The organism is Mesorhizobium sp. LMG 17147 (assembly GCF_024297145.1).
Lineage (GTDB): Bacteria > Pseudomonadota > Alphaproteobacteria > Rhizobiales > Rhizobiaceae > Mesorhizobium.
Genome location: NZ_JANCTC010000001.1, coordinates 481916 through 494616, shown reverse-complemented (window position 1 = coordinate 494616; position 12701 = coordinate 481916). Strand labels below are relative to the sequence as shown.

Genomic DNA, 12701 nt, shown 5'->3' with positions numbered 1-12701 from the left:
TATCGGCTTTCTGATAAATGAATTTGCGAAACCGGAAATTTCGCAGCACTTTTCGGTCAGGGAACAAAGCTGCCGCCGGAGCACGGCCCTCAGAGCCGCGCATCCAACGTCTTTGAACGGGCGCATGATCTTCTTCCGAAAACCGAAACCGGTTTCGAGGTCATGCAAAAATGGGAGATCGACGATGAATTCATTGCTGAAATCATGCACTGCCTTGACGGTCGCGCTGAGCTTCTCCGGCCAGGCCATCGCCCAGGTCAAGGAGCTCGGCAAAGGCGAAGGCGAGGTCAATATCGTCGCCTGGCCGGGCTATATCGAGCGCGGCGAAACCGACAAGGCCTATGATTGGGTCACTTCGTTCGAGAAGGAAACCGGCTGCAAGGTCAACGTCAAGACAGCCAACACCTCCGACGAGATGGTCTCACTGATGAACGAGGGCGGCTTCGATCTCGTCACCGCCTCGGGCGACGCTTCGCTGCGCCTTGTCGCAGGCAAGCGCGTCCAGCCGATTAACACTGACCTCATACCGAGCTGGAAGACGGTCGACGACCGGCTGAAGGATGCGCCCTGGTTCACCGTCGGCGGAATCCATTACGGCGTCCCCTATCAGTGGGGGCCGAACGTGCTGATGTACAACACCGAAGTGTTCAAGGAGGCGCCGAAGAGCTGGAACGTGGTCTTCGAGGAAATGAAACTTTCCGACGGCAAGTCGAACAAGGGCCGCGTCCAGGCCTATGACGGGCCCATCCACATCGCCGATGCCGCCAATTACCTGATGGCCCACAAGCCGGAGCTCGGCATCAAGGATCCGTACGAACTGACCGAAGACCAGTACAAGGCCGCGCTCGACCTTCTGCGGGTCCAGCGTACGCTGGTCGGACGCTATTGGCACGACGCCGCCATCCAGGTCGACGATTTCCAGAACGAAGGCGTCGTCGCCTCCGGCTCCTGGCCCTACCAGGTCAACACGCTGATCGCGGCAAAGAAGCCGGTCGCCTCGACCATCCCCGAGGAGGGCGTTACCGGCTGGGCCGACACCACGATGATGGAGGCCGATGCTGCCCACCCGAACTGCGCCTACATGTGGATGGAGCATTCGCTGTCGCCGAAAGTGCAGGGCGACGTCTCCGCCTGGTTCGGCTCGCTGCCGGTGGTGCCTGCCGCCTGCAACGGCAACGAACTGCTCGGCGAAGAAGGCTGCAAGACCAACGGCTACGACAATTTCGACAAGATCAAGTTCTGGAAGACGCCGGTCTCGAAATGCGCCACCCAGAACGACCAGTGCGTACCCTACTACCGCTGGGTGTCGGACTATATCGGCGTCATCGGCGGGCGGTGAGTTCGCCTCACCTACGAAGCCCGGCGCTGCCCGTCACCCTTACCCTCTCCCGGTGAAGAACGGGGGGCCGCCAGCGTTAGAGCGCCTCCCTTCTCCCCGTCCACCATACGGGGAGAAGGTGCCGGCAGACGGAAGAGGGGCGGCGCAACCGCATGAAAATTTAATGAGCCTGACAGATCAGGACAGCCCCATGACCTCCGCCGTTTCCTTCCAAAAAGTCTCCCGCCATTTCGGCAGCGTGCGTGCGGTCGACGCGGTCGATCTCGACATCGTGCCGGGCGAGTTCTTCGCCATGCTCGGGCCTTCCGGCTCGGGCAAGACGACGTGCCTGCGCCTCATTGCCGGTTTCGAGCAGCCGACGGCGGGTTCGATCTCGATCTTCGGCGAACGCGCCGAGGGCGTGCCGCCCTATCGCCGCAACGTCAACACCGTGTTCCAGGATTATGCGCTGTTCCCGCATCTCAACGTGCTCGACAACGTCGCCTATGGGCTGATGGTCAAGGGCATCGGCAGACCGGAGCGGCAAAAGGCGGCGGAAGACGCGCTGGCGCTGGTGCGGCTTCCCGGCTACGGGGCGCGTCGCCCTGGCCAGCTTTCCGGCGGCCAGCGCCAGCGCGTCGCGCTCGCCCGTGCGCTGGTCAACCAGCCCAAGGTGCTGCTGCTCGACGAGCCGCTCGGCGCGCTCGACCTCAAGCTTCGCGAAAACATGCAGGAGGAGTTGAAATCGCTGCAGAAGGCGCTTGGCATCACCTTCGTGTTCGTCACCCACGACCAGGGCGAAGCGCTGTCGATGGCCGACCGCGTCGCCGTGTTCAACGATGGCAAGATCATGCAGATCGGCACGCCGGAAGACATCTATCAGCGCCCCAAGACCCGCTTCGTCGCCGATTTCGTCGGCTCGTCCAACGTGTTGCCGCCGGATTTCGTCCAGCGCTATGCCGGCCAGCATCGCTGGGGCAGCCTGCGGCCCGAATCCATTCGCATCGGCCGGGCGGCCAAGGGCGACGGCGTTGCCGCCCGCCTGGTGTCGACCAATTATCTCGGCGCCACGACAAGACTGGCACTCGATGCAGAGGGCTTGCGGCTGCATGTCATCGTGCCGGCGGGTGCTGCCTTGCCCCGGGAAGGCGAGGCGGTGGCGCTCACCTTCAACCGCGAGCAGTTACATCTGATGGACGATCTCGGATGAGCCTGGACGCTGCCATGCCGCGGGCCACGGCGCCCGCCATCCTGCCGGGAAGCGGCGGCCTGCGTGGCGCGCTCTCCGACCTCTTCTGGCGCCGGCCGCAATTCCTGCTTCTGCTCATGCTGCTGCCGCCGGTCCTGTGGCTCGGCATCGTCTATATCGGCTCACTCTTCGCACTGCTTTTGCAGAGCTTCTTTTCGATCGACGAGTTCTCCGGCCTGATCAACCGGCAGTTCACGCTGAAGACTTATGGCGACCTGCTGCAGGCCGCCAATCTCGACATCATCCTGCGCACGGTGACGATGGCGGCGCTGGTGACGCTGGCGGCGGCGGTCATCGCCTTTCCCATCGCCTATTACGCGGCGCGCTATGCGCGCGGCCGTTGGAAGGCGCTGTTTTATCTCGGCGTCATGCTGCCGCTGTGGTCGAGCTACCTGGTCAAGATCTATGCCTGGAAGCTGATTCTCGCCAAGGAAGGCATCCTGACGTGGCTACTGGCCAAATTGCATCTTCTGTGGCTGCTCGACGCCTGGCTGTCGCTGCCGGTCGTCGGCGGCAACTCGCTGTCGGTCTCCTCAACCGGCACCTTCATCGTCTTCGTCTATGTCTGGCTGCCGTTCATGATCCTGCCGGTGCAGGCCGCACTCGAGCGCGTGCCGGGCAATTTGGTCGAGGCTTCGTCCGATCTCGGTGCCTCGCCCGGGCAGACCTTCCGCAACGTGCTGTTCCCGCTGGCGCTGCCCGGCATCGTCGCCGGCTCGATCTTCACCTTCTCGCTGACGCTCGGCGACTACATCATCCCACAGATCATCGGCACCTCGCGGCTGTTCATCGGCCAGGCCGTTTATTCGCAGCAAGGCACCGCCGGAAACATCCCGCTCGCCGCCGCCTTTACCGTGGTGCCTATCGTCATCATGGGCTTCTATCTCTGGGGCGCCAAGCGCATGGGGGCCTTCGATGCGCTCTGACCGTGGCCCATCCGCGCCGATCGGACTGAAGCTCGCTGCCACCGGCGGCCTGCTTTTCCTGCATTTGCCGATTCTGCTGATCTTCGTCTATGCCTTCACCACCGAGGAGAAGAGCTTCGTCTGGCCGCCGCCGGGCCTGACCACGCAATGGTTCGCCGTCACCTGGAATCGCCCCGACGTCTGGCAGGCGCTATCGCTGTCGGTGCGGGTCGCGGCGATCTCGACCGCCATCGCGCTGGTCCTCGGCACGCTGTGCGCCGCTGCCGTGTCGCGCACAAAATTCTTCGGCCGCGAAACCATCTCGCTGCTGGTCATCCTGCCCATCGCGCTGCCCGGCATCATTACTGGCATCGCGCTGCGCTCAGCCTTCGCGCTGGCCGAAATCCCGTTCTCGTTCTGGACGATCGTGCTCGGCCACGCCACCTTCTGCGTGGTCGTCGTCTACAACAATGCGGTCGCCCGTTTCCGCCGCACGTCCGGCTCGATGATCGAGGCGTCGATGGACCTCGGCGCCGATGGTTTCCAGACCTTTCGGCATGTCGTGCTGCCCAACATCGCAACCGCGCTGCTGGCCGGCGGCATGCTTGCCTTTGCGCTGTCCTTCGACGAGGTCATCGTCACCACCTTCACCGCCGGCCAGCAGCAGACGGTGCCGATCTGGATGCTCGAAGAATTGATCCGTCCGCGCCAGCGTCCGGTCACCAATGTCGTGGCCATGGTCGTGGTGCTGGTGACGCTGCTTCCCATCCTCGTTGCCTATTACCTGACCCGCGACGGCGACCAGATCGCCGGTTCGGGCAAATAATCTCGTTCATAAGGGAGAGACTTCCATGGACACGCAGATGCTGATCGGCTCGAAATTCGAAAAAGGCACCGAGACCGAGGAACCGATCCTCAACCCGAAGACCGGGGCGACCATACTCAATCTGCCCGAGGCCAGCCCCGGGCAGATCGAGGCGGCCGTACTTGCCGCCGAAAAAGCCTTCGTCACCTGGTCCCGCACAACACCGGCGCAGCGCGCCGGCTATCTCCTGAAGATCGCCGATCGCATCGAGGCTGCGGCAACGGATTTCGCGGCGCTCGAGGCGCTGAACTGCGGCAAGCCGATCAATGCCGTGCTCAATGACGAGGTCCCGGCGATCGTCGACTGCTACCGCTTCTTTGCCGGCGCGGTCCGCTCGATGCCTGGCCAGGTCGCCGGCGAATACATTCCCGGCCACACCTCGATGGTCCGCCGCGACGCCATCGGCGTTGTGGCGTCGATCGCGCCGTGGAACTATCCGCTGATGATGATGGCCTGGAAGCTGGCGCCGGCGATTGCCGGCGGCAACACGGTCGTCTTCAAGCCGTCGGAACAGACGCCGCTGACCGCGCTGAAGCTGGCGAAAATCCTCGTCGAGATCCTGCCGGAAGGCGTCGTCAACGTCGTGCTCGGCCGCGGCGACAGCGTCGGCAACACGCTGATCAACCATCCGAAGGTCAACATGATCTCGATCACCGGCGACGTCGCCACCGGCAAGAAGGTGCTGCAGGCCGCCGCTAAATCGGTCAAGCGCACACATCTCGAGCTCGGCGGCAAGGCGCCGGTCATCGTCTTCGACGACGCCGATCTCGGGGCGGTGGTCAACGGCCTGCGCGCCTTCGGCTATTACAATGCCGGCCAGGATTGCACCGCCGCCTGCCGCATCTATGCCGGCAAGAAGATCTATGACAAACTCGTCGGGGACCTCTCCGCTGCGGTCTCGACCATCAAGTATGATCGCCCCGATGATACCGAGAACGAGATCGGCCCCTTGATTTCGCGTCGCCAGCGTGACCGCGTCTCGAGCTTCGTCGAGCGCGCCTCGGAGCTCAAGCACATCGAGATCACTACGGGCGGCAAGCCGGGCGAGGGCTCCGGCTTCTTCTACCAGCCGACCGTCGTCGCCGGCGCGCTGCAGGAGGACGAGATCGTGCGCCGCGAAGTGTTCGGCCCGGTGGTCTCGGTCACCCGCTTTTCCGAAGTCGACGAAGCGGTGAACTGGGCCAATGATTCTGACTACGGCCTGGCGTCGTCGGTGTGGACCAAGGATGTTTCGCGCGCCATGGCGACGGCCGCCCGCCTGCAATATGGCTGCACCTGGATCAACACCCATTTCATGCTGACCAACGAGATGCCGCATGGCGGGTTGAAACAATCCGGCTACGGCAAGGACATGTCGCTATATGCGCTGGAGGACTATACCGCAGTCCGCCACGTCATGATTGCGCACGGATAGCGCCCTCGGGGAGACGGTGGCCTCAGGCCGAAGGCGCCACGCGATTATTCTTCCGCCTCCTCCGCCCCGCTCGCGGCCGGCGCAACCAGCAGCACAGCGGCGCCGAGGATCGCTGCGATGAAAGAGCCGGCGAGGATGCCGACCTTGACCGCGTCCTGCAGAGCGACGTCGCTGGCGAAGGCGAGCAGGCCGATGAACAGGCTCATGGTGAAGCCGATGCCGCAGAGCAGTGAAATACCGATCATGTGCAGCCAGCCGGCATTGACCGGCAGATCGGCAAATCCGAGCCGGATGGCAAGCGCGGAAGACCCGAACACGCCGACCAGTTTGCCGGCGACGAGACCCGCGGCGACGCCGAGCGTCAGCGGCTCGACCAGTGCGGCAGCGCTGAGACCGCCGAGCGAAACGCCGGCGTTGGCAAAACCGAAGATCGGGATGACGAAAAAGGGTACGATTTTGTGCAGGCCGTGTTCGAGCCGGTGCAGTGGCGAATGGTCGAGATCGTGGCCGCTGCCCGACGAGATCTTCAGCGGTATGGTGAGAGCCAGCGCGACCCCGGCGAGCGTCGCATGGACGCCCGATTTCAAAACCAAAACCCACAGCACGACACCGAGCACGATATAAGGCAGCAGCGTCAGCACCCGCATGCGGTTGAGCACCACCAGCAGCGCGATGACGGCGAAGGCGGCGCCGAGATAGGCGAGCGACAGGCCGCTGGTATAGAACACCGCGATGATGAGCACGGCGCCGAGATCGTCGATGATGGCGAGCGCGGTAAGGAATATCTTCAACGAGCCCGGCACGCGGCTGCCGAGCAGCGACAGCACGCCGAGCGCAAAGGCGATGTCGGTGGCGGTCGGGATCGCCCAGCCGGACAGAGCGGCTGGATTGTTGCGGTTGATGGCGATGTAGACCAGTGCCGGCACCGCCATGCCACCGGCGGCGGCGATGCCGGGCAGCACGCGGCGCGGCCAGGTCGAGAGCTGGCCGTCGAGCATCTCGCGCTTGATCTCGAGGCCAACCAGCAGGAAGAACACCGCCATCAGGCCGTCATTGATCCAGTGCGAGACGCTGAGCGGACCGAGATAGGCATGGAGGGCGGAGAAATAAGCTTCGGCCAGCGGCGAATTGGCGACGATCAGGGCCAGGGCCGCCGCAGCCATCAGGATGAGGCCGCCGGCCGCCTCGCTGTCGAGGAATTCGCGCAGCATGGAGACCAGCCGCTTTTCGTCCTGCATGTCGCCTCCGTCGTATCAGCGGCAAGGTCCGACGCGCCGCCCAGCGATGATGCGCAAACGGCGCTGGCCGGGCAAGCCTGCAGTCAGAACCTGTTAGCGCGGCGCGCGCTTGGCGAGGATGCGTTGCAGCGTGCGGCGATGCATGTTCAGGCGGCGTGCGGTTTCCGAGACATTGCGGTCGCACATTTCGTAGACGCGCTGGATGTGTTCCCAGCGCACGCGATCAGCCGACATTGGATTTTCCGGCGGCGCGGCACGTTCGCCCGCCGTGCGGGTCAGGGCTGCAAAGATGTCGTCGGCATCGGCCGGCTTCGATAGATAGTCGATGGCGCCGAGCTTTACCGCCGTCACCGCAGTGGCGATGTTGCCATAGCCTGTAAGGATTATGGCGCGAGCATCGTCGCGCTTCTCGCGAATGGCAGCGACGACGTCGAGGCCGTTGCCGTCGGCCAGCCGCATGTCGACCACCGCATAGGCCGGCGGATTGGCGCGCGCCTTGGCAACCGCCTCCTCGACGCTCTCCGCCGTCTCGACCACGAAACCCCTGGTTTCCATGGCGCGGGCAAGCCGCGTCAGGAACGGCTTGTCGTCGTCCACGATCAGCAACGAGGTGTCCTCGCCTTCGACCATTGCGCCAATCGTTTCGTCAGTACTCATCGTGCTGAAAATCCTGCTGCCTGATTTTTACGCAAATATAGTTTCGCAACGCTATTGTCCAATTTAGGCCGTGTCGAACATGGTGGCCGAAGCCTGCTCGGGATTAAGGAAGACGCTGCGCGGCCACGATATCTGCACGATAGCGCCCTCGCCGGGCTCGCTCGAATTGCGGAAATCGAGCGTCGCGCCAGAGCGTTCGAGCAAGGTCTTGGCGATGAATAGGCCGAGGCCGAGGCCGCCGCCGGCTTCGGTGCCTTGTCGGGTCGACATATAGGGTTCGCCGATACGGTCGATGATCTCCGGCGGAAAGCCCGGCCCGTCGTCGATGATCGAGAAGCTGACGGCGGCCTCGTTCCACTTCCAGCGTATGGTGACGTTCTTGCGGGCGAAGTCGACAGCGTTCTCGACCAAATTGCCGAGCCCGTAAATGACGCCGGGATTGCGCCGGCCCACCGGTTCCGGGCCGATGCGCTCGCCCGGCCGAAGCTTGATCGAAATGCCGAAATCGCGGTGCGGTGCCGTCACTTCCTCGACCAGCGAGGTCAGCGGCAGGCGCGAGAGGTGCACTTCGCTCTCGGAGGAAAGGCTGGTCAGGCGCTTCAGGATTTCGCGGCAGCGCTCGCTCTGCGAACGCAGCAGCTTCACGTCCTCGCCGTATTTCGGATCTTCGCCAAGCGCCTTCTCCATCTCCTTGGCGACAAGCGTGATGGTGGCGAGCGGCGTGCCGAGTTCGTGCGCGGCGGCCGCGGCGAGGCCGTCGAGGGCCGAGAGATGCTGTTCTCGCTGCAGCACCAATTCCGTGGCGGCAAGCGCGTTGGCAAGCAGCCGCGCCTCCTCTGCCACCCGGAAGGCATAGATCGCGGTAAAGGCGATGGAGCAGAACACCGCCATCCAGATGCCGGCGACATAGATGAACGGCATCGCCAATGGCGCCCCCTCATGCCAGGGCAGCGGCAGGTGGTAGAAGACCAGCAGCGTCGCCGCCACGATCACCAGCGCGCCGAGCAGAGCCGTCAAGCGCAGCGGCAGCGACGTCGCCGAGACGACGACGGGCACGGTCATCAGCAGCGAAAACGGATTGGTAAGGCCGCCGGTCATGTAGAGCAGGCCGGCAAGCTGCAGGCTGTCGAAGGTCAGGATGGCAAAGGCCGAGAACGGGGTAAGCCGATGCGCCGCCGGATAGCGGAAGGTCAGCAACAGGTTCATCCAGGCCGAACAAGCGATCAGCGCAAAACACATGCTGACCGGCAGCGGAAATTTCAGCCCGTAGGCGACGACAAGCACGGTCAGGCTCTGGCCGACAATGGCAAGCCAGCGCAGCCTGATCAGCGTGTTGAGGCGCAGCCGCTGGCTTTGCTGGAAGTCGGGCGCGTGCAGAATGTTTATCATGGCGGGATTATAGAGGGGAAACCGCTGGAGGTCTTTCCGAAAACCGGGACCACCTTCCGCTGACGCGGACCTTCGGGTTGTGGTCATGGTCCGGGAAGCATCAGGTACCGCGCGGCTTCGCGCGGCTGGTGGCGGCGGCGAGAAGCGGGTTCTCCGGCCAGACATGCCTGGGATAGCGGCCACGCATCTCTGCCCGCACATCGGCCCAGGAGCCGCGCCAGAAGCCGGGCAGGTCGCGCGTCGTCTGGATCGGCCGGTGCGCCGGCGACAGCAATTCGAGGGTCAGCGGCACAGTGCCGTTGGCGATCGCCGGATGCCGGTCGAGGCCGAACAGCTCCTGCACGCGCGCCGCCAGCACCGGCCATTCGCCGTCATAGCGGATCGGCAGCCGGCTGCCCGACGGCGCGTCGAAATGGGTCGGCGCCAATGTGTCGATCTTGCGCTGCAATTCGTGCGGCACCAGCGTCATCAGGCCTTGCGAAAGCACGCTAGGATCAATCGCCGTAAAGGCTGTGGCGCCGGAAAGGAATGGCAGCAGCCAGTCGTCGAGGCGCTCGACGAGCGCGGCATCGGAGACATCGGGCCATGGCGCGCCGAGGCCGCGATGCAGCCAGCCGAGCCGCTGCCGCAACGTCTCCGCCTCCCTGGTCCACGGCACCAGGGACAGGCCGTGTTCGCGCAAGGCGTCGAGGATGGCGCGATCCGCGTCGGCACCGGTCGGCTTCGGCAGCATGCGTTCGGACAACGTGACGGCCCCGAGGCGAACCGTTTCGCGCACCCGCACCGCGCGCCTGTCGCGGTCGAAGCTGACCTCCCGGCGCGTCTCGATCCTTTCCGCCAGCGCGGCACGGATATCGGTCTCATCGATGGCTGCCGCCGCGGTGATGCGGGCGTTCTGCGCCTTGCCCTGCAGGTCGGCGACGACGAGCCAGGTCTCGCCGGCCAGCGGATCGGAGGCGTCGAGCATGGCGCCCGAGCCGTTGGCAAGCACGAAGCGGCCACGCTCGCCGCGCGCTTTGGCGACCCGATCCGGCCAGGCATGGATGAGGAGCGAGCCGGCAGTGCTGCCCTCCTCCTTGAGGGGAGGGTTGATCCGCGTAGCGGATCGGGGCGGGGTCGGTTCGGGCACGCCATCGGCGACCCCGCCCCGTCTCCCTCGTCTCGCTGCGCTCGGCTCGTTCGCCGACCCTCCCCTCGAGGGGGAGGACGAAGCCTGCTTTGCCAACCTCTCGGCCAGTTGCCGGGCAGCGGTGGCACGCTGCGATCTTTCGGCGTGAAAGCGCATCAGCCGCCGTTCGAGACCGGCACCCTCGCCGCCAAGGCCACGCTCGGTCAATAGCACGGCGAGCATCGCCGCTTCGAGCGCCTGGCCGGTCCTTGCCGCCTCGGCGACCATGTGGGCGAGCCGCACCGGTAGCGCCAGCCTGCGCATCGCCGCACCGCCATCCGTCAGGCGTCCTGCCGCATCGACCGCATCGAGCGCACGCAGCAGCGCCCTCGCCTCGGTGAGCGCCGCAGCCGGCGGGGGATCGAGGAAGGACAGGCTGGTCGGATCGGCGACGCCGAACGCGGCGCAATCGAGCAACAGGCCGGAAAGATCGGCCTCGAGGATTTCCGGCGGCGTGAAGGCCGGCAGGGCCGCCGTCTGCTCGGCCCGCCACAACCGGATGGCGACGCCGGGCTGCGTGCGCCCGGCACGGCCGGCGCGCTGGTCGGCGGAAGCGCGCGAAGCACGCACCGTCTCCAGCCGCGTCAGGCCGCTCGCCGGCTCATAGCGCGGCAGCCGCGACAGGCCGGAATCGATGACGACGCGCACGCCATCGATGGTGATGGAGGTTTCGGCGATCGACGTCGCGAGCACCACCTTGCGGCGGCCGGGCGGCGCAGGCTTGATCGCCGCGTCCTGCGTCTTGTTGTCGAGCATGCCGTAGAGCGGCACGATATCGGTGTCGGCGCCGACCTTGCCGGCCAGCCGCTCCGCGGTGCGCTCGATCTCGCGCTGGCCGGGCAGGAAAGCGAGCACGCTGCCCTCCTCCCCGGCAAGCGCCGAGCGGATCGCCCTGGCCATCGCGTCCTCGATGGCGATGCCGGCCGGCCGCTCGTCATAGCGGATGTCGACCGGGAAGGCGCGGCCTGCGCTCTCGATCACCGGCGCGCCGGACAGCAATCTTGCGACGCGCGCGCCATCGAGCGTCGCCGACATCACCAGCAATCTGAGGTCGGGCCTCAGCGCACTTTGCACGTCGAGCGCCAGCGCCAGCCCGAAATCGCCGTCGAGCGAGCGTTCGTGGAACTCGTCGAACAACACCGCCGCGACACCGGGCAGTTCGGGATCGTCGAGGATCATGCGTGACAGCACGCCTTCGGTGACAACGAGAATCCTGGTCTTCGCGGAAGTGCGGTTTTCCATGCGCATGGCATAGCCGACGGTTTCGCCGGGCTCTTGGCCAAGCAATTCGGCCATGCGGCGGGCGGCAGCGCGGGCGGCGAGGCGGCGAGGCTCGAGCAGAATGATTTTTCCGGCGCCGAGCCATTCAGCGTCGAGCAGCGCCAGTGGAACCAAAGTCGTCTTGCCGGCGCCGGGCGGCGCCACCAGCACGGCGCTGTTACCACGGCTCAGCGCTTCATCGAGCGCCGGCAAGACAGCGGAGACCGGCAGGTCCGGCAAGGGTTTTGTGGTCATTGTGCTATGCTGTGCAGCCAGTTGGCGCCGATCGCATATCAGCGGTGACGGTCGCGGCGCAACCTCAGCGCCGATTCAAAGCCTGGTCCGCGAAAACGGGTTCCAGCGCACCGTGCCGAGCCGCACCTCCTCGCGCACCATCGTCAGCAGGCCGGAACCGGCGACCACGGCGAGCCCGACCAGCGACAGAAAATCGGGATATTCCCTGAAGAACAGCGCGCCCAGAAGCACCGCCCAGACGATCTGCGAGTAATGCGTAGGCGCGATGCGGTTCGCCGGTGCGTATTTGACCGCCAGCAGATGCAGCAGCTGGCCGCCGGCGGTGAAGGCGCCGGCCAGCACAAGCCACGCCCATTGCCTGCCATCCGGCAGCGAGAACGAGGTAGCCGCCGCACCGACGCCGTTGAAGAGCATGCCGTAGCCGATCAGCACGCCGAGCATCGTCGTGCGCTTTTCCTGCGCGGCGAGCGAACGCATCAGGATGATATTGGCGGCGGCCAGGAAGGCGATGATGAACGCCGCCAGATGGCCAAGATGCAGCTCGCGAAAACCAGGCCTGACAACCAGCATAACCCCGGCAAAGCCAGCGACCACCGCCAGCCACCGCCAGGGGCCGACCTTCTCCTTGAGGACCAGCGTGGCCAGGATGGTGACGAATAGCGGCGCCAGGAAGATCAGCGCATAGACTTCCGCCAGCGGGATGGTGGTGAAGGCATAGACGCTGAGCACGCCCGACGCGATGCTGCCCAGGCGCGGGCCTGTACCGCCCAGGGCCGGGTCGTGCGCCAGAAATCGCGCCAGCGCTCGCCTGGCGGCCTGGCGAAAAGCAGGAAACAGCCGGCAAACAATGTCGAGAAGAAGCCGATCTCGAAGACATTGAACTGCCCGCCCAGGCTTTTGACAACGGCGTCGCTGCACGAATAGCTTGCATAGGCGATGAGAGCGAGCAGAATTCCGTTGGGCACGTTTTTCCGTTTCCGGGA

General features: G+C 65.2%; 9 protein-coding genes and 1 pseudogene. 5 read left to right on the top strand and 5 right to left on the bottom strand.

Features of this window, described 5'->3' with window-relative positions; translation table 11 throughout:
- Positions 1-184: 184 nt before the first annotated feature.
- The 5 genes from NMG46_RS02430 (at position 185) to NMG46_RS02410 (ending at position 5751) form a co-directional block, all read left to right on the top strand.
- Positions 185-1339 (top strand): ABC transporter substrate-binding protein, encoded by a 1155-nt coding sequence (locus NMG46_RS02430; RefSeq protein WP_254816126.1) that lies wholly within the window; start codon positions 185-187, stop codon positions 1337-1339.
- 190 nt (positions 1340-1529) lie between these two features.
- A complete protein-coding gene (locus NMG46_RS02425) occupies positions 1530-2528 on the top strand; it encodes an ABC transporter ATP-binding protein (protein WP_254816125.1) in 999 nt (332 codons plus the stop codon).
- Between the two features lie 14 nt (positions 2529-2542).
- A complete protein-coding gene (locus tag NMG46_RS02420) occupies positions 2543-3493 on the top strand; it encodes an ABC transporter permease (protein WP_254816389.1) in 951 nt (316 codons plus the stop codon).
- Positions 3483-4298: an ABC transporter permease gene (locus tag NMG46_RS02415; protein ID WP_254816124.1), complete on the top strand. Its 816-nt coding sequence runs from the start codon at positions 3483-3485 to the stop codon at positions 4296-4298. Before NMG46_RS02420 ends, NMG46_RS02415 begins: the two co-directional genes overlap by 11 nt.
- Positions 4299-4323: 25 nt before the next feature.
- Positions 4324-5751, top strand: a complete 1428-nt coding sequence (locus NMG46_RS02410; protein ID WP_254816123.1) for a gamma-aminobutyraldehyde dehydrogenase — start codon at positions 4324-4326, stop codon at positions 5749-5751.
- 44 nt (positions 5752-5795) lie between these two features.
- Here NMG46_RS02410 and nhaA read toward each other — a convergent pair whose 3' ends face one another.
- The 5 genes and pseudogenes from nhaA to NMG46_RS02385 form a co-directional block, all read right to left on the bottom strand.
- Positions 5796-6989 (bottom strand): Na+/H+ antiporter NhaA, encoded by a 1194-nt coding sequence (nhaA, locus tag NMG46_RS02405; protein ID WP_254816122.1) that lies wholly within the window; start codon positions 6987-6989, stop codon positions 5796-5798.
- A 93-nt stretch (positions 6990-7082) separates the two neighbouring features.
- Complete coding sequence (locus tag NMG46_RS02400) at positions 7083-7646, bottom strand: ActR/PrrA/RegA family redox response regulator transcription factor (protein WP_023676342.1); 564 nt, start codon at positions 7644-7646, stop codon at positions 7083-7085.
- Between the two features lie 63 nt (positions 7647-7709).
- The gene (locus NMG46_RS02395) at positions 7710-9035 is read right to left on the bottom strand and encodes an ActS/PrrB/RegB family redox-sensitive histidine kinase (protein WP_254816121.1); all 1326 of its coding nucleotides are present in this window, start codon (positions 9033-9035) and stop codon (positions 7710-7712) included.
- 100 nt (positions 9036-9135) lie between these two features.
- Positions 9136-11718 (bottom strand): ATP-dependent helicase HrpB, encoded by a 2583-nt coding sequence (gene hrpB, locus NMG46_RS02390; RefSeq protein ID WP_254816120.1) that lies wholly within the window; start codon positions 11716-11718, stop codon positions 9136-9138.
- Positions 11719-11793: 75 nt separating this feature from the next.
- Positions 11794-12683, bottom strand: a pseudogene (locus NMG46_RS02385) (DMT family transporter).
- Between the last annotated feature and the right edge of the window lie 18 nt (positions 12684-12701).